At 66.4% G+C, this 15,745-nt stretch carries 23 protein-coding genes; 8 read left to right on the top strand and 15 right to left on the bottom strand.

Annotation, left to right across the window (positions count from 1 at the left end):
* Nucleotides 1–3 precede the first annotated feature (3 nt).
* Complete coding sequence (locus tag CAM01S_RS10525; protein ID WP_083527937.1) at nucleotides 4–1,416, bottom strand: DUF2254 family protein; 1,413 nt, start codon at nucleotides 1,414–1,416, stop codon at nucleotides 4–6.
* A 59-nt stretch (nucleotides 1,417–1,475) separates the two neighbouring features.
* The gene (locus CAM01S_RS10520; RefSeq protein WP_066520845.1) at nucleotides 1,476–2,078 is read right to left on the bottom strand and encodes a dihydrofolate reductase family protein; all 603 of its coding nucleotides are present in this window, start codon (nucleotides 2,076–2,078) and stop codon (nucleotides 1,476–1,478) included.
* A 255-nt stretch (nucleotides 2,079–2,333) separates the two neighbouring features.
* Here CAM01S_RS10520 and CAM01S_RS10515 point away from each other — a divergent pair, with 255 nt between their 5' ends.
* Both CAM01S_RS10515 and CAM01S_RS10510 read left to right on the top strand, forming a co-directional pair.
* Entirely contained in the window at nucleotides 2,334–2,789 is a 456-nt protein-coding gene (locus tag CAM01S_RS10515) for a hypothetical protein (protein ID WP_157071518.1), read from the top strand.
* 97 nt (nucleotides 2,790–2,886) lie between these two features.
* Nucleotides 2,887–3,168, top strand: a complete 282-nt coding sequence (locus tag CAM01S_RS10510) for a hypothetical protein (protein ID WP_066520839.1) — start codon at nucleotides 2,887–2,889, stop codon at nucleotides 3,166–3,168.
* Nucleotides 3,169–3,175: 7 nt separating this feature from the next.
* On the opposite strand, the gene CAM01S_RS10505 is transcribed toward CAM01S_RS10510, so the two are convergent.
* The gene (locus CAM01S_RS10505) at nucleotides 3,176–3,934 is read right to left on the bottom strand and encodes an SDR family NAD(P)-dependent oxidoreductase (RefSeq protein WP_066520836.1); all 759 of its coding nucleotides are present in this window, start codon (nucleotides 3,932–3,934) and stop codon (nucleotides 3,176–3,178) included.
* An 89-nt stretch (nucleotides 3,935–4,023) separates the two neighbouring features.
* Between CAM01S_RS10505 and CAM01S_RS10500 the strand changes: the two genes are divergently transcribed.
* The 3 genes from CAM01S_RS10500 to CAM01S_RS10490 are packed head-to-tail and all read left to right on the top strand — an operon-like array spanning nucleotide 4,024 to nucleotide 5,410.
* Nucleotides 4,024–4,617 (top strand): TetR/AcrR family transcriptional regulator, encoded by a 594-nt coding sequence (locus CAM01S_RS10500; protein ID WP_066520833.1) that lies wholly within the window; start codon nucleotides 4,024–4,026, stop codon nucleotides 4,615–4,617.
* 52 nt (nucleotides 4,618–4,669) lie between these two features.
* Nucleotides 4,670–5,113, top strand: coding sequence for a hypothetical protein (locus CAM01S_RS10495; protein WP_066520827.1), 444 nt, complete (start codon nucleotides 4,670–4,672; stop codon nucleotides 5,111–5,113).
* A 36-nt stretch (nucleotides 5,114–5,149) separates the two neighbouring features.
* Nucleotides 5,150–5,410, top strand: coding sequence for a ribbon-helix-helix protein, CopG family (locus tag CAM01S_RS10490; RefSeq protein WP_066520821.1), 261 nt, complete (start codon nucleotides 5,150–5,152; stop codon nucleotides 5,408–5,410).
* Nucleotides 5,411–5,596: 186 nt separating this feature from the next.
* On the opposite strand, the gene CAM01S_RS10485 is transcribed toward CAM01S_RS10490, so the two are convergent.
* The 5 genes from CAM01S_RS10485 to CAM01S_RS10465 all read right to left on the bottom strand — a co-directional run bounded on the left by CAM01S_RS10485 (nucleotide 5,597) and on the right by CAM01S_RS10465 (nucleotide 9,423).
* The gene (locus CAM01S_RS10485) at nucleotides 5,597–6,391 is read right to left on the bottom strand and encodes a gamma-glutamyl-gamma-aminobutyrate hydrolase family protein (protein WP_066520819.1); all 795 of its coding nucleotides are present in this window, start codon (nucleotides 6,389–6,391) and stop codon (nucleotides 5,597–5,599) included.
* Between the two features lie 67 nt (nucleotides 6,392–6,458).
* On the bottom strand, nucleotides 6,459–7,286 hold the full coding sequence (locus CAM01S_RS10480) for an oxidoreductase (RefSeq protein WP_066521249.1): 828 nt from the start codon (nucleotides 7,284–7,286) through the stop codon (nucleotides 6,459–6,461).
* 8 nt (nucleotides 7,287–7,294) lie between these two features.
* Entirely contained in the window at nucleotides 7,295–7,765 is a 471-nt protein-coding gene (locus CAM01S_RS10475) for a P-loop NTPase family protein (RefSeq protein ID WP_306306290.1), read from the bottom strand.
* Between the two features lie 129 nt (nucleotides 7,766–7,894).
* Complete coding sequence (locus CAM01S_RS10470; protein ID WP_245631608.1) at nucleotides 7,895–8,518, bottom strand: class I SAM-dependent methyltransferase; 624 nt, start codon at nucleotides 8,516–8,518, stop codon at nucleotides 7,895–7,897.
* 23 nt (nucleotides 8,519–8,541) lie between these two features.
* A complete protein-coding gene (locus CAM01S_RS10465) occupies nucleotides 8,542–9,423 on the bottom strand; it encodes a dihydrodipicolinate synthase family protein (RefSeq protein ID WP_066520810.1) in 882 nt (293 codons plus the stop codon).
* Nucleotides 9,424–9,487: 64 nt separating this feature from the next.
* Here CAM01S_RS10465 and CAM01S_RS10460 point away from each other — a divergent pair, with 64 nt between their 5' ends.
* Complete coding sequence (locus CAM01S_RS10460) at nucleotides 9,488–10,105, top strand: isochorismatase family protein (RefSeq protein ID WP_066520808.1); 618 nt, start codon at nucleotides 9,488–9,490, stop codon at nucleotides 10,103–10,105.
* A gap of 13 nt (nucleotides 10,106–10,118) precedes the next feature.
* Here CAM01S_RS10460 and CAM01S_RS10455 read toward each other — a convergent pair whose 3' ends face one another.
* Together CAM01S_RS10455 and CAM01S_RS10450 are read right to left on the bottom strand one after the other, a co-directional pair.
* On the bottom strand, nucleotides 10,119–10,322 hold the full coding sequence (locus tag CAM01S_RS10455; protein WP_157071517.1) for a hypothetical protein: 204 nt from the start codon (nucleotides 10,320–10,322) through the stop codon (nucleotides 10,119–10,121).
* A 52-nt stretch (nucleotides 10,323–10,374) separates the two neighbouring features.
* A complete protein-coding gene (locus tag CAM01S_RS10450; RefSeq protein ID WP_066520798.1) occupies nucleotides 10,375–10,857 on the bottom strand; it encodes a MarR family winged helix-turn-helix transcriptional regulator in 483 nt (160 codons plus the stop codon).
* A 64-nt stretch (nucleotides 10,858–10,921) separates the two neighbouring features.
* Between CAM01S_RS10450 and CAM01S_RS10445 the strand changes: the two genes are divergently transcribed.
* Complete coding sequence (locus CAM01S_RS10445) at nucleotides 10,922–11,290, top strand: VOC family protein (protein WP_066520796.1); 369 nt, start codon at nucleotides 10,922–10,924, stop codon at nucleotides 11,288–11,290.
* Between the two features lie 371 nt (nucleotides 11,291–11,661).
* Here the strand turns inward: CAM01S_RS10445 and CAM01S_RS14690 are convergent, their stop codons facing one another.
* From CAM01S_RS14690 to CAM01S_RS10435, 3 genes are all read right to left on the bottom strand, one after another.
* Nucleotides 11,662–12,195: a hypothetical protein gene (locus tag CAM01S_RS14690; RefSeq protein WP_157071516.1), complete on the bottom strand. Its 534-nt coding sequence runs from the start codon at nucleotides 12,193–12,195 to the stop codon at nucleotides 11,662–11,664.
* A gap of 60 nt (nucleotides 12,196–12,255) precedes the next feature.
* Nucleotides 12,256–12,399: a hypothetical protein gene (locus CAM01S_RS14685; protein ID WP_157071515.1), complete on the bottom strand. Its 144-nt coding sequence runs from the start codon at nucleotides 12,397–12,399 to the stop codon at nucleotides 12,256–12,258.
* Nucleotides 12,400–12,541: 142 nt separating this feature from the next.
* A complete protein-coding gene (locus tag CAM01S_RS10435; RefSeq protein WP_066520786.1) occupies nucleotides 12,542–13,054 on the bottom strand; it encodes a DUF2087 domain-containing protein in 513 nt (170 codons plus the stop codon).
* Between the two features lie 75 nt (nucleotides 13,055–13,129).
* On the opposite strand from CAM01S_RS10435, the gene CAM01S_RS10430 reads away from it, so the two are divergent.
* Nucleotides 13,130–13,756, top strand: a complete 627-nt coding sequence (locus CAM01S_RS10430) for a hypothetical protein (RefSeq protein ID WP_157071513.1) — start codon at nucleotides 13,130–13,132, stop codon at nucleotides 13,754–13,756.
* Between the two features lie 17 nt (nucleotides 13,757–13,773).
* On the opposite strand, the gene CAM01S_RS10425 is transcribed toward CAM01S_RS10430, so the two are convergent.
* The gene (locus tag CAM01S_RS10425; RefSeq protein ID WP_066520780.1) at nucleotides 13,774–14,295 is read right to left on the bottom strand and encodes a GNAT family N-acetyltransferase; all 522 of its coding nucleotides are present in this window, start codon (nucleotides 14,293–14,295) and stop codon (nucleotides 13,774–13,776) included.
* Nucleotides 14,292–15,728 (bottom strand): DHA2 family efflux MFS transporter permease subunit, encoded by a 1,437-nt coding sequence (locus tag CAM01S_RS10420; RefSeq protein WP_066521247.1) that lies wholly within the window; start codon nucleotides 15,726–15,728, stop codon nucleotides 14,292–14,294. The genes CAM01S_RS10425 and CAM01S_RS10420 overlap by 4 nt, the downstream gene beginning before the upstream one ends.
* Nucleotides 15,729–15,745: the final 17 nt, after the last annotated feature.

The raw sequence follows: 15,745 nt of genomic DNA, 5'->3' as shown, positions 1-15,745 counted from the left end.
CGGTCACCGCTGTCCACGTTCTGCAGCGCGCGCGCCTTCGCGGGCATCGTGGAGCATGGGCGTCTCCGGGATCCGATCGAGGATCGACTCTGCGGCGTCGAGGTCGTGCGCGATGCGCCGTCGCTGCTCGTCGGGCGCGGCCCGCAGCAGCGCTTGGTAGGCATCGAGGACGCGCGCGGCGGTCATGTGCTGCCGCGACTCCTGCGCCGCGACGAACAGCGAATAGATCGTTTGGAAGATACGGTCCAGGTCGTTATCCGGGTAGACGATGGACAGCTCGTCCTCACCGTCATCCGACGGCTCCTCCGAGTCCCGCTTCGCGCCCGTGCGGCCCGTGCGGGCAGCGCGGTCCGTCGGCTCCCGCGGGTCTCGCATCCACCGTGCGGCCAGGTCGCGGAGCTCGTTGAGCGCCTGCCGAGCGACTTCCGGGTTGTGCTTGGCGCTCGACGTACTGCTCCACGCAATGTTGCCGAGCTCGTCGATTCCGGTGGTCGCGTCGCGCTGCAGGTTGCGTTGGGATGCGATCACGATCGCGGCTCGCACCGCATTCTCGAGTTCCCGAGCATCCTGCTCGTCGTCGTCGCAGACGGTCGCGATGATGTCCCCGAAGGCGACGTAGTCCCCGAGCGTGATGTGCATCCGGATCTCCGCGCGCGGAATCCGTTCCAACGCGCGCGCGAGTGCCGAAAGCGAAATCTCGGTGATGTACCCGTTCGTGTCGGCCGTGTACGTCGCGAGCACCTTGTCCTTCGACTGGATCGTGCGTCGTGTGCGCCGGATGAGTTCCGCTTCGTACTTGCGGGCCTTGAGAACACGGTCATGGATCTCGCGGAGCACGTTCGCCGGACGCATCTGGTCGACCGTCGAGTAGATGAGGACGAGGAGGAGGGCCAGCGCGATCAACGTAAGCACGGTCGCGAGGAACGCGCCGACGATCGGCGGGTTCTTCTGTTCAACGGCTGCCATGACGACGTAGGCGTAGAGCGCGAGGCCGACGAAGTACCCGAGCAGGAACTGGTTGCCCTTCCGGCGAATGAACTGGTCGAACACGACCGGTGAGAGGTTCGATGCGGTCTGCTGGACGGCGAGGAGGAGCACGGAGAACGTGATGGAGGCTACCGTGACGACGCCGGAGGCGATCGCCTGCAGCGTCGGTGACGCCGCTTGGGCGCCGATCACGTGGTCGAGCACCTTCCGCGCGCCGCCCGTCGGGATGATCTGCTGGTCGGCAAGGATCGAGAACACGGCGAGCGCTGCGAAGCACGCCAGAACGATGAGCGGGATCGCGAAGAAGCCAGTGAGCACCCGGGTCGCGAGCCGACGAATCCGCACCACGCGGGCTTTGAGGGGCTGGTTCTTCGTCGCTTCCGGCCCAGACGTCGGGGTCCGCGGACCGGAGCGGGGCTCTCCGCTCATGCTCGCAGGCTACCGATCGCCCCCCGAGCGGCTTTCTCAGGAAACGACTGATCGCGGCGTCACGACCTGCGGTAGCGGATGTGTGTCGCCAGCGGTGAGTGCAGCACCTCCACCGGCTCCATTTCGAATTCGGTGCCGCGCTCGAAGATCCGCTCGCCTGACCCGAGCAGCACCGGAGCGATATCGAGCGTGAGTTCGTCGACCACTCCCGCGGCCAGTGCCTGACGGACGGTCCACGCGCCTCCGGCAATATCGACACCAATGCCGTCGGCGGCCTCGAGCGCTTGCGCGTAGGCCGCGTCGAAGCCGTCGGTGACGAAGAAGAAGGTCGTCCCGCCGTCGAGCTCGATCGGGTCGTGGGCGAAATGCGTCAGCACGAAGACGGGCGCGTGATAGGGCGGCTCGGCGCCCCACCAGCCCTGCCAGCCGCCGTGCCATGCACCGCGAATGGGCCCGAACATGTTCCGCCCCATCACGTAGGCGCCGCGGGGACGCATCAGCCAGGAGGCAGCGGTTGCGTCCGCCTCGTTCGCTCGCGAATCGCCCATGTGCCACCGGTGCAACTCGTGGCCACGTTCTCCGAGGGGTTGTTCCATGCGTTGGTCGGGCCCTGCGACGAATCCGTCGAGGGAGATCGACATGTGGCAGGTGGTGTCGCTCATCGAAATCTCCGTGGGAAGGGGGCCGACTCCGAGCACTGTACCGGGATCGCGTGGCCACGGCCGAGTGGTGCAGTCGCCCCCATCTCTGGTCGACGACGGACTTTCGCCCCTGTAGCCGACTCATGAATGCGACACATGCTCTTCATTGAGCGGACGGGTTGACGACGCCGCGCAGTCCTGCGTCCAGCGACGAGCGACCCGACATCACCGGAGGTGGCGCTGCGAACACAATCGAGCGGTCCTGAGCGCCTGTTCGTGGTGACGGGCACCGTCATCGTCGGACTCCCCATCGCTGCGCCGTTTGCAGCTGTGCTGATCTCGTTCGGCAATCGCGGACCAGCCCGCTTCGACCTGCTCATGCCGGGCGAGCTTGTTGTGGCTGCGATAACAGGCGGCGTAGTCCTCGTCGCGCACGCTCTTGTATGGCACCGGCCCGACCGACTCTGGACCATCCTGGGACTGGCCGGAATCGTGCTCTCGTTTGCGGGCGTGGCCGCGGTTGCGGATCAGGCGCTCTCGGCGTCGACGGGGGGCTCCGACACTGGTGCGCTGCTGCTCGTTGCGAGCCTGCTGTACGCGAGCTACGTCGTGTCGGTCCTGTCGCTCCTTGTCGGAGGGATTGTCACCTGTCGACGTGTGTTCCGAGGGAGCTTCAGCGCTTCGGTGCGCGGCGGCGAATCACGGTATTCGAACGAGGACGTTCGACCCTAGGGCTCGCCGGCGGCTCTGGTGAGCCTGGAATAGCACACGCTACCGGCTCTCCGGACGCCGTGCGTTCGTGAATCGTCCCGAGAAGGAACCAACATCGATGCTTACTCAGACCGACCGTTCCCAGTCCGCCCGATCGTTGCCGGCCCCGGTTCACGATCTCTCGAACCGCCTCGGGGTGGAGCAAACGTCATGGGTGAATGCCGACGGCGAGCTCTGGCTCCTCAACTTCTGCGGCACGTTCGGAGGCATGATCGATCGGCACGGGGGGCACTTCTTCGCAATGGACGCATTCGGACGGTACATCGGCGACTTCACGTCGCTCCGTACGGCCCAGGAGCAATTGGTCCGACGTGTGGCTCGCGATCGGGCGGCGGCGTAAGGAGCCATCACCACGGTACCGAGGTGCCGTCCCACGACCAGAATCCGCCGGTCGGTCCGTGGTCGGGAAGAAGCGCGAGCCGAAGGACGCCGGCCGCCGCCTCCGTCGGATCGCCGCCTGCTGTCATGCCGGGGATCAGGTTCGTTCGCCGAAGCCCGGGCGCCAAGGCATTCACCTTGAATCGCTCGCCGAGCGCCTGCGCCGTCATCAGGGTGATGGCGTTGACGGCCGTCTTTGCGCTTCGATAGGCGATCCCACCGCCGCGAACCCGCTGCCAGTCGAACTGCGGGTTCGGGCCGCCGTTCCAACCCAACGAGCCCGTTCCGCTTGAGATGTTGACGATCCGCGGATGGGCCGACCTCGCGAGGGCCGGCAGAAATGCCTGGGTCACGGCGACGAGGCCGAAGACGTTCGTCTCGTAGGAGCGGCGCATCTGGTCCAGCGTCGTCGTCTGGATGTCCTCGCCTCCTGGGTTGATGCCGGCATTGTTCACGAGGATGTCCAGTGCGCCGACGGTCTCGGCGGCCGCAGCGATGGCCGCACTGTCCGTCACGTCGATGCGCACGGCCCGCGCACGGTCGCCGAGCTCCCGCGCGACCTGCCCCGCTCGCTCGAGGTTCCGCGCGCCGATCCACACGTCGATATCGGCTTCGACGAGGAGCCGGGCTGTCGCGAGACCGATGCCGCTCGAGGCGCCGGTCACGAGGGCCGTGAGATTGCCGCCGAACGCCCGCAGCGGCTCCGGCAGGCGTGTGCTTTGCGTCATAGTGTCTCCTTCTCCAACTCCAACGTCGTGGTTGGAATTGTAGCGCTGGGAAGGCAGGAGACCAACCGAACTGTTGGTAGCCTCCCGGCATGGCTTGGGACACCGAGGGAACACGTCGCCGTCTGCGCGACGCTGCGCTCGCGGAGTTCGCTGCCCGCGGCTTCGACGGGACGACGGTGTCGGCGATCGCGGAGCGTGCAGGGGTGAACAAGGAGCGCATCTACAGCTACTTCGGCGATAAGCGGAAGCTGTGGGATCTCGTGCTGTCGTCGGAACTCGACCGCATGGCAACGGCCGTCGAACTGACCGGTGCAGGACTTGACGACATCGGCGAGTTCGCCGGCGCCACCTTCGACTACCACGCCACGCATCCGGAACTCGGGCGACTATTGCAGTGGGAGGGGCTCCAGGATGGGCCGCCGGCCGACGCTGCAGCGCGCCTCGAGCATTACCGGGAGAAAGTCGCTCGGTTCGCCGACGCTCAGCGCGGGGGAGTCCTCGACCCGGCGGTCGATCCCGGTCACCTTGTCTTTGCGCTCATCGCCCTCGCAGCCTGGTGGCAGACCGTGCCGCAGCTTGCGTCGATGATCACCGGTGCGACGTCCGACGATCTCGACGAGCGCGCGCACCGCCGCGCGTTTGTGGTCGAAGCGGCCCGCCGCATCGCCGCCCCACGGCAGTGAATGCCAGGATGGGTCTCGATCGCAGCACCGGCAGCGACGGGGAAGGAACACGATGTCGAAGGCCTATCCGGAGCACCTCCAAGCGATGATCGACCGCGCCGGCACGCTCACCGCCGACGAGGTGGAGGCGCTCGGCCGACTGTGGAAGGCCGATGAGGAGATCGTGTTCTCGCAGCCCGACTTCGCGCTCGGGATCAATGGGGGTGCAACGATTCCCGAGGTGACGAACGAGCAGCTTCTCGCCGCCTGGCAGAACGCGCTCGACGCGGCAGGGAACGCAGGCCGCGTCGACGAGATCGAGGCTGCCCAGGACGCCGGCCGCGCAGCGAAGCGCGACATTCGCCATCTCCACGACGACGAGCTTGCGAAGGACGGCGCTGAGGAAGCGGTGCGCGCCGCAGTGCTCGCCGTCGGTGTTCAGGACCTCATCAGTGAGGAAGACTTTCTGACGCTGACCGGCGCATGGGCGCAGGTGCTCGGCGAGATCGCGCGCTGAGGGTGCGGTTCGCTCGTTTCGTATTACACTGAACACATGAATCGCCGCGTTCACGGACAGGAAGTTCCGGAATCCCAGGTCGATCGGTGGGTCGATGAAGCAGAGGCAGGCTACGACGTCGCTGCGCTCAGAAACCGGCTCGGACGACCGGCCCGGGGTGCTCGACCATCGCAGGTCGTTCCCGTGCGGTTGACGGTCGATGAGCTAGCCGCCGTGATGGCCCGTGCGAACCGAGAGCACCTCAACCGCTCGGAGGCCATTCGACGAGCGCTCGCCGACTGGTCCCACGCTGCGTGATTGTTCGACGGTCCGCTCAGAAGCACAGGATCAGCGCTCTTGATGGAGCGGAGGCCGCAAGCTGGCCTCTCGTCTCGGTCCCGCTTGACGACGAAGACCCGAGGCGCTTCTTGCGTCTCGGCTTTGACACAAAGGGAAGGCTGCTCGAGCTCGTCATCCTCCTGTGGGATGACGGAACTGAGGAACTCATCCATGCGATGAAGTGCCGACCCCAGTACCTGGAATTGCTCGGCGAGATCGCGCGCTGATCGCGGCCTGCCGGAGGAGGTCGGCCAGCACGGTGCCGCGCGAGCCCTCGTCTTCAGGGTGCCATTGCACGCACCACACGGGTGCGGACTCGTGCTCGACCGCTTCGATGGTTCCGTCGTCAGCGCGCGCCACGACCCGGAGGCCGGCTCCCGGCTCGCGCACGGCCTGATGGTGTGAGCTCCGTACGGTGAGCGTTGTCGACCCGGTGCGCTGAGCGAGCACGCTGTCCGGGTCGAGCGTGACGGCGTGATCGACCATGCTGTTCGCCGGATCGTCGTGGTTCACGTGTCCCGGAACGGTGAGATGCTGCACCAGGGTGCCCCCGAGCGCGACGTTCACGAGTTGCATGCCGCGGCAGATACCGATCACGGGCACGAGGGCTTCGACCGCATGCTGAACGGCCGTGATCTGAGCACGGTCGGCAGTCGGAAACGTCTGCCCGAGGTGCTGCTCCGTCGGATCCCCGCCGTACAGGGTCGGGTCGACATCCTCACCCCCGGTGACGAGGAGAGCGTCCGCCCGCGCAAGCCGCTCTGCGAGCCCAGCGTCGCCCACCTGCTCCGCGGCGACCCGTTCCGTCCGGAACCCCGCGTCGGTTGCGGCCGCGAGGATCCGCGCGGTGAGGGCACGGGCCTCCTGGTCGAAGGTGTCGTCGTCCCGGCCGGAGTCCGTGACGTCCACGACCAGCAGGACGGGAGGCGCAGCTGCGGCAGGCGAATCGGTCGCGTTCACCTGCCCATCGTCGCACGCGTGCGCGGGCCAACGGCGCGCTCCGGACCGGCGCGGTGCCCCCTTCGGCTCAGTCGACGTCGGTGGAGCGGCTGATCTCCTCCCACGCGTCGATGTCGTCGCCGAGTGCGCGAATCGCCGTGCGGAAGCTGTCCACCGCGTCACTGCCGAGCACGAGCATGAAGGGGCCGTCGCCTCGGTCGACGACATCGACAAGGGCGCTTGCCGCCTTGACGGGGTCGCCCGGCTGTGTGCCGTGCCCGGTGCCCGCCTCGATCCTTCGGAGGCCCGCCGTCGCCGCATACGCAGCGATCGGTTTCGCGGATTGCGTCAGTGAGCGGCCGGCGAAGTCCGTTCGGAATCCGCCGGGCTCGACACTGATCGCGCGGAGGCCGAGCGGCAGGATCTCTTTCCGGAGCGAGAGCGTCAGCGCCTCCAGCGCGGCCTTCACCGCTGCGTAATAGCCGGACCCCTCTGGAGAGATTCGCGCGCCGATCGAGGACACGTTCACGATCGTTCCGGAGGCCCGTCCACGCATGCCAGGAAGCACCGCCTTGATCAGCCGGATCGGCCCGAAGACGTGCGTCTCGAAGAGCGTCCGGACGGCATCGTCCTCGCCCTCCTCGACGGCTGCGCGATAGCCGTAACCGGCATTGTTGACGAGTACATCGACGCCGCCGAACCGCTCGGTTGCAGCGCGCACCGCTGCTGACACATCCGCATCGCGGGTGACATCGAGTGCGAGCGGGAGCGCGCGCTCGGGATATGCGTCAGCGATGTCCCGAACGGAACCGATGTCCCGAGCGGTGACGACGACGTTGTGCCCGCGCTCGAGCGCGGTTTCGGCGAATGCTCGGCCAAGGCCCGTGGAGCATCCCGTGATCAACCAAGTGGACATACCGTCCACTATGGCCGGATCGGAGAGAGCGTTTTCAGAAAGCGATCTGCATCGCGCTGGGATCCGATCCGGATGACGCGGAGGTGGGGATGATCGTGCTCAGCCGCAATGACGCGCTCCCGCAGCTTCCGGCGACCGCGCCACCCCCACCGGATGATGTGCTCGGGATCCCACAGGATGGTGCGGAGTGGGGGCTCGATGTTGCCGTTCCAGAGTTCGACATGGCGAACGCGCCGACGAAGGGTTCGCATGATCAGCCGGTACATGTGCACGCGGGCGGGGTAGTCGAGCCAGACGAGGGTGTCCGCTCGGCTCGGCAGAAGATCGCCGAGCTGCCGCGTGTACTGCCACTCGGTCACCCAGCCGGCAGCATCGGTGAACCTGATCACGGACTCCTCGAAGTTCGGCAACACCGTCCAACCGGGACCGTGAAAGAGCGCGTCGATCTCCGTGTGTGGCAATCCGGTCGCAGCCGCCACGCGGCGTGCGAATGTTGTCTTGCCAACGCCGGATGGTCCTCCGACAAGGAGTCGTCGTGGAGGGGGATCGAGGTGGGCCGACGCGTTCAACACGCGTGGGAGCGTATCTGCATCGTCTTCACGGGTTCGTCACGACGCTCGCCGCGCGATGAGGATGGCCTGGCCGTCTCGTTCGTGCTCGGCGGCGCGTCTGCTGAACTCGCTTTCCAACGCGAAGCCCGCTGTGACCAGCACGTCGCCCATGAACGCAGGACTGCGCTTGTATCGATGCAGCTCGATCTGGTGCCCGAAACGCTTGTAGCTCGAGGACACGTCGACAACTCCTGTCCCCGTCTGCAGCGCGATGAGCAGGACGCCGTTGGGCGCTAGGACGCGGTGCGCCTCACGGAACGCGGTGGCGAGTTCAGCGTCCGGCGTATGGATCGTCGAGTACCAGCAGAAGACCCCATCGACCGAAGCGTCCTCGTTCGGAAACGCCGTGATAGAGCCGACGCGGGTAGGGAACTCGGGATGGTCGCGCCGCGCGCGCCGGACCATTTCCGGAGAGAGATCGAAGCCCTCGACGTCGCACCCAAGACGGGCCAAGACTGGGAGCATTCGACCCGCGCCGCACCCGGCGTCGATGGTGCGCTTCGGGACAGGGACGAGCGACGCGAACGAGGCGATCATCGCGATATCGATCGGCAGTTCCGGCTCCGTGCCCCGAAAGTGGTCTGCATACGTGTCGGCCACAGCGTCGTACGCACCTCGCACGCAAGCCTCGGACTGTACGGCGTTCATCGCGCCGCATCGGGAATCGCGGCGTCGATTGCGGCCACGATGTCGTCGCGCAGGGGGAGGACCGGACGAGGAAGGGAGATCTCGTCCGTGAGACCGAGGAGCCTCGCGATGTGCGCGATGACGCGATAGCTGCCGTGGTCGGCGAACAGCGTCCAAATCGGCTCGAGGGCGGTGTTGAGGGCGGCTGTTCGGTCGCGATCGCCGGATTGCGCGGCGCGGGCGAGCGCCACGAGTTCGTCGGGCAGCGTCCCCGCGAGCGCGGAGTACCAGACATCCGCGCCGTTCAGCAGCGCGTCGGCCCCGAACGCGTCGCCGCTCACGCCCAGGGTCACCGTGTCGGGGACAAGGGCGCGCAGCGATCGGAGGCGCTCCGCGAAGGCATCGCCGGGGGCGCCCGGAAGCTTGATCGACTGAATGCCGGGGATCGCTGCCACCTCGGCGTACATCGAATCGGTGAAGTGGACGTGTGTCGTGCGCGGGTTGTCGTACAGGCAGACCGGGATGGAGGCCTCCCGAGCGACATCGGCGATGAACGCGATGACCTCGGAGTCGGTGAGCGGCTGGTAGGTCACCACAGAGAGCAGCACCGCCGACGCGCCCGCATTCTGCGCATGTTCGACATTGGCGAGGACATCGCGCAGCGTCAACGCGCCGACGCCGACTATGACGGGGACACCGTTCGCCGCGGCGACGGCAACGGACGCCGCGTGGCGCCGCTCGTCCACGGTGAGGTAGGGATACGACCCTGTCGACCCGAGCGCGCCGATCGAGTCAACGCCCGCTCCCGCAGCTCGATCGACGATGTCGCCGAATGCGCTGAAGTCGACGCGGCTGTCGCGGAACGGGGTGAGCGGGAACGCGCTCAGGCCGGAGAACATGCCTCGAATCTATCGAGCGCCAGCGTGAGAACGATGCGCCGTAGCCAACCTGCCAGGATGAAGCATGACGACCTTCGATTCGACAGCCACCGACTATGCACTCGAGTCGATCGGCGGCGGAATTGTGGGCCGCGGCTGGACGCTGCAACCCGCGCGATGCGCTCTTCTGGTTCATGATCTTCTGCCGTACTACGTCGACACGCTTGCTCCGAATGTCCGTGCGTCAGTCCTGACCCAGGTCCACACCGCCATTGCATGGGCGCAAGCGCTCGATGTGCCCGTTCTCTGCTCCGCCCCGAGGGCTGCGCGCACTCTCAGCGAGCGTGGCCTCGGGGGAGAGCTCTGGGGTCTTGGGCCGACCGCAGGCGAAGCGGCCGATGCGTCACTGATCGGCATCGTTGAAGCGCGGTGGGTACTCAAGCGCTCCTACAGCGCGTTTGCCGGCACCGACCTCGCTATCGAACTTCGACGTACCGAACGGAACCAGCTGCTGATCGCTGGCGTGTTCGCCTCCGCGGGGATCGTCGCGACCGCGTTCGACGCGCTCGCAAACGATGTGCAGGCCTTCGTTCTCGCGGACGCGACCGCGGATCACTCCCCGGACCGACACCGCATGGCGCTCGAATACGTCACCTCGACGATGGCGGATGTCATTTCCGTTGCGGCGCTTCCGCATTCATGACCGAGACCGCGAACTAGCGTCGCTCCGCACGCGCCGTGATGACCAGGTACGTCACATGCCCGAGCAACGCGATCCCGAAGAAGACCAGCGCGACGCCGCACACCGGTCGAAGCGTTGGGTCACCGACCGTGAGCACGACGATGCTCGCAATCACCGCAGCAGACAGCAGCCCGACCTGGATCGTCGACCACATCTTTCGCCAGCGCGGTTGCTCCATCACCTGACCATCTTCGCGCACCGGAGGTGTGCCTCCGGTGAGCGGCGACGTGTCACGCCGAGTCGAGATCCTGTGCGCAGTGCTCGCCATCTCGCTGAAGTGACTGAACCATCTCGCGCAGGAGTCGGCGTGCGGCGTCCTGATCGGTCGCGCTCAGTGCGCACAGCATTGTCTGCTCCACGCTCCTCACTCGGGCGGAGGCCCGTCGCAACTGCTCGCGACCAAGGCCGGTGAGTTCCGTCGGAAGGATGCGACCGGTCGACGGGGTGTCAGCTCGCGAGACGAAACCGCCGCGTTCGAGTGCTTGCAACAACACGTTCATGGTTTGCCGCGTCACAAAGGCGCCGCGCGCGAGTTCTGAATTGGACATCCCTGGTCGCTGCGCCAGGAGTTCGAGGCACGAGTAGTGGGTCACGGTCATGTCGAGCGGACGAAGCACCTCTTCCATCGCAGTGCGGAGCGCCGTCGCTGCTTCTTTCAGGAGGTACCCGATCGACGTCGGGAGATCCACTCCCTCGTTATCATCTTGCGCCATGTCAGAATCCTGACATACACTCCGCGTGTCAGATAACTGACACTCAAAGTTGGAGGTTTATCCCATGCCCGTCATCGGCCCAGACTTCATCTCGCTCCAGGTTCGCGATCTCGACCGTGCACGGGACTTCTACGAAACGTTCCTCGGTCTTCGTCGCTCACCCGCTGGGCCGCCGCACGCGGTCGTGTTCAACACCGAACCCGTTGCGTTTGCGGTGCGGGAGATCGTCCCGGGTACCGACCTCGATGCCATCCCGATGCCGGGCCTCGGGGTGGCGATCTGGCTCAAGGCCTCTGATGTGCAGTCGATCCATGACGCGCTCGTGTCTGCGGGTCACACAATTCTCTCCGAACCGATCGACGGGCCGTTCGGTCGCACGTTCACATTCGAGGACCCCGATGGGTATCGCATCACGGTGCACGACCAGGGCTGAGACGCCTTACGCCGTCGCGGCCGCGACCAGGCGCACGTCGTTCGGTTCCGTGCCCAGGGTGAGATGCGCCTCCGACCCGTCGACGCTGGCGGTGTAGTCGCCGCGAAAGCCCCGGACTCGAACCCGGCCTGCAGCATCGGTGACAAGGCGCGTGGGCGGAACCCACCACGGTCCGCAGAGAGCGCCCGTCAGGCCCACCCCCCTGAGGTCTGGCGGGCGTTCCTTGTGCTCGCCTTTGAGTGGGAGCGGCGACCGCCGCGGCCGATTGCGCGTGCGCGGACTTCAGGTCAACCGGCAGCGGGTCCTACGGCCTGAGCCTCGGCTGGGGAAGAACCCGGAACGGAGTCGTCGCGGGCTCCTTTCCGGTTTGGTTACGAAGCGCGCTGCATCTCCTGCCAATACGAGTAGAGCGCTTGCTGGTGCTCGCGCCCTAGCTCCGACCAGCGCCGCAGTTCATCCTTCGACGGAAACCGCGGCCGGAATATCGTTCCGCCGTACATGGTCGCGTGCATCCGCCACGTGTTCGCGAGTATCCGAGCTGCTTCGGAATCAGGAGAACCATGAAAGTGGACCAGAACGGCGCCCGCCAAAGCCGACGGGCCGACCTCAGGCACGTCCCGCGGTTTATGTCCGGCATTCCGCCATTCCACTGTAGCGATAGCGTGTGCTGTTCCAGCAACCTCGCCCGCGAAATCTAGGAGACCACCACTCGAACGCTTGGGCAACTCTGCTTTCAATGCTATGCGCAGGACTTCGAGCCCCGGCCGATCGAGAAGTTCACCGGTACCCGCGTTCTCAATGACCTTTGCGGTAACACGATCGGCTGCATTGCGCGCAACATCCAGCGGCTGCAAAAGGAAATAGCGCGTCAAGTCATCAGGACCGCGACCACGTGTTGACTTCATCTGCTTTCCTCCCGCTGGGGAGACGCATCGTTGGTCTCCCCTGCCCGACCCCACTTGTGGCTAGTAGACGTACACGTCCTCTTCCAGGAGAGGCGAACTCACGCAGTCGTAGAGCGGCCCATATGCGGTGATATAGGCGGTGACGTAGTTCGAGCCGGTGCCCGTGTCGAGGTTCCCTTGCGTAACGGGCGTTACGTGCCGCACGACCCCGACTTGTCGCTGGCAGCGGGTACTGCAATGGCAACCTCGAAGCAAGCGAAAGGATCACCCATGACTGTGCCTACCTCCGCCCCCACGAAAAAGAGCACGTATCACGGGGTCGGGCCGGCGAGGGCCCCTTCGGCCGTTACGGCGCCGCCGCCTCGGCGGCCCGCACCCGATAGTCCGCGCCGTTCGCCGCGCGCTGGGCGATGCCGTAGTCGATGAGATACCGCCGGAGCAGTGCGACGTCGTCGTCGAACCGTTGGAGTCGGTTGTTGAGCTCGCGCTCGTCGAGGTGCTCGCCGGGCGCGAACGTCTCTTCTGCGACGAATTGGAGGAGCGCAACGCGGTCGTCGAACTGCGCCGGGTAGCGATCGATCCGACCGTCGGGCCGAAGGAACCGTTGCGGCCCACGCTGCGGCCGTTCCGTGGATGGATCACGGCTGGCGAGCATTGCCCTGAGTGCCGCGTTCGCTGGAACGATTCGTTTGCCGTCCGATTCCGCGAGTCCGGCGCGCAGGAGCTGGTCCGCACGCTTCGGGCTGGAAGGCTCCCCATGCAGCACAAGGCGGGCGTACTCGGTCCGGAGGTCGTCGTTCGCGAGCGCCGCGATGACTGCGCGCCAGGACTGCGGCGAGGGAGCGTTCGCATCGGTCATGCGGTCAGTTTCCGCCATGCAGCCCGTCGGCGCGACTGCGCCTGCTAGCGTGCCGATCGTCGAGAGGGGCGGCCCATGTTCTCCACGAGTCGAAATCCCAACAACCCATGGCCACCTGACATGGTCATCCGGGTCGAGAACACGTCGGACGAACTGCTGCAATTGCTCTGGTTGCGGGAACGATACGAGTTGCCGACATCACGGGAGGATCCTCCGCCCCTGCGCCGGTCAACTGGCACGGCGGCCCTCGAGCACACCGTCGCCGTTGACCGTGAGCAGTTCGCCGCGGTGTGGCCCGCCCTTTGGGAGGCGCAACTCGTCCACCAGGCAACGCCTCGCGATCGCGCGATATCTCGTTTCCTCAACGAGCAACTCGGTGAGGACGAGCGTGCATTGTTGCTCGCCGAACTCATCGGGCCAACCTGGCGGGATCAGTTTCCCGAGGCCATACTGACACCGGAATACAGCGAGTGGCTTCACCAGATCATTGCTGAGGTCCGGCGTGAACGGAGCGACCGAGAGCGGACGGCACTGGAAGCGCTCGTGCCTGCCTGGCGTTCCGGCCTCACCACGATCATCGTCGTGCCGTGCAAGGGAGACGCCACACGCAGCATCGGTGACCATGCACTGCTCGTGACGGACGAAACGCGCAACGACCCAGCACGGTACGAGCGCGCGCTGCAGGCGTTCGCGGCGGGGTGAGTGCGGCGTCCGTGCGCTCACCGAACCGACGCTCGGTGTGGCCCACCCGATGGTCGGCGCACCATCCGGATCTCCTGAACGCCGTCGAACTTCGTGACGCCGTCGACCGCGAAACCGTGCTTCCGGTAGAACGCCTGTGCCCGTGGATTCGGATCGGCGACCCACAGCGACGCGGAACAGGCCTCAGGGACGGCCGCATTCAGGAGTGCGGCTCCGATTCCCGTTCCGTGAACCCGCGTGTCCGTGTAGAGCACGAAGAGCTCCATATCCCAGGTCGCGTCGGCGTCTCGTGGCGATCCCGCCAGTGCGATTCCGACGATCGAGCCCGCGTCGATTGCGATGCGCGCGCGAAGTGACGACGACGTGCTGCTTGTCACCGTGGCCCAGTAGCGTCGTCGCCGGTCGATGAAGGTCGGGTCATCGAGCACGCTGTCGTCGATGAGTCCCCGGTACGTCTCCTGCCAGGAAGCGACGTGGAGGCTCGCAATCGCGTCCACGTCGCCCGCGGCGGGCGTGCGTATCTCCGGAGCAACGCTCATGAGGTAACGCTACGGCCAGCGGGGAGGAACAGTGCGGTGATCGCTGACGCCGCCACCACTGCGGCTCCGACCACCACGGCGGGCTGGGCTGCCGCGACGTAGCCGACGGGGGTGAGTTGGCCTCCCGCTCCCGTGAAGACTGCGGTGAGCACGGCGATCCCGAGCGCGGTGCCGATCTCACGCAGCGTGCTGTTCGTTCCCGATGCTTTTGCGTGGTCGTCCGGAGCCATGTGTGCAAGCACCGCTGTCGACATGGGCGCGAACACTAGCCCCATGCCGATCCCCGCCATGAGGAACGGACCGAGCAGCGCGAGGAACGTCGTATCGCGGCTCATCGCCGCAGCGATCCAGAACAACCCCCCTGCGAGGAGTGCGAGCCCAGAGGCGATGAGCGCTCGTGTGCCGATTCGGGGCGCAATGGCGCCGGCGATCGGCGCGATCACCATTGGTGCGAGCGTCCACGGCATCGTCCATTCGCCCGCCTGCAGGGGTGTCTTGCCCTCCACGACCTGCAGGAACTGAATCAGGATGAACACTGCACCGAACGAGCCGAAGCTGAAGGTCATCGCGACCAGGTTCGCGAGCGAGAACGACCGGTCGCGGAAGAATCTCAGCGGCAGGAGCGGCGCGGGCGTGCGAGCCTCCCAGAAGATGAACGCTGCGAGCAGAAGGCCGCCAGCGATGAGGCTGCCGACGACTTGCACGCTCGACCAGCCGAGGTCGTTGCCGCGCACGATCCCGAACACGACGCCGAGGACCCCTGCTCCGGCGAGGAGCACCCCGACGAAGTCGGCGCGCACGCGCGCTCCGAACGAGTTCGGCAGCGCGATCAGTGCCAGCGGCACCGCGACGAGCCCGACGGGGACGTTCAACCAGAAGATCGCCTCCCAACTCCACCCCTGGACGACGGCGCCGCCGATGAGCGGACCGAGCGCAACACCGAGTCCTGAGACGCCGGACCAGATCCCGATCGCAGCCGTCCGAAAGGCGGTCGGGACGCTGCCGACGAGCAGCGTGAGCGACAGCGGCATGATGGCCGCCGCGCCCACACCTTCGACCGCGCGCCAGAGGATGAGCGCCCCCGTTGTGGTGCTCAGTGCCGCAAGGGCGCTCGCCACGGTGAATACCGCGATTCCCACGAGGAAGACGCTCCGGCGCCCGATCCGATCGCCGAGGCTGACTGCGAGGAGCATGAGCGCTGCGAACGTCAGCGTGTAGGCGTTGGTGATCCACTGCAGGCTCTCGACCGTCGAGCCGAGGTGCGCGTGGATCACGGGAAGCGCACTTGTGACGATCAGGTTGTCGAGGGTTGCCATGAACATCGGCAGCGAGGCAGCCGTGATCGCGAGCCAGATCGGTCTCCGGCGCTTGGTCGCGGGCGGAGTGGGAACAGCCTGGCGGGCGACGCGCCCAGCCGTCGGCTCCGTTGTCATCGAGGTCATGATGCGGC

It is taken from the genome of Curtobacterium ammoniigenes NBRC 101786, assembly GCF_001571045.1.
Lineage (GTDB): Bacteria > Actinomycetota > Actinomycetes > Actinomycetales > Microbacteriaceae > Curtobacterium > Curtobacterium ammoniigenes.
This window is presented reverse-complemented; position numbering and strand designations above follow the sequence as displayed.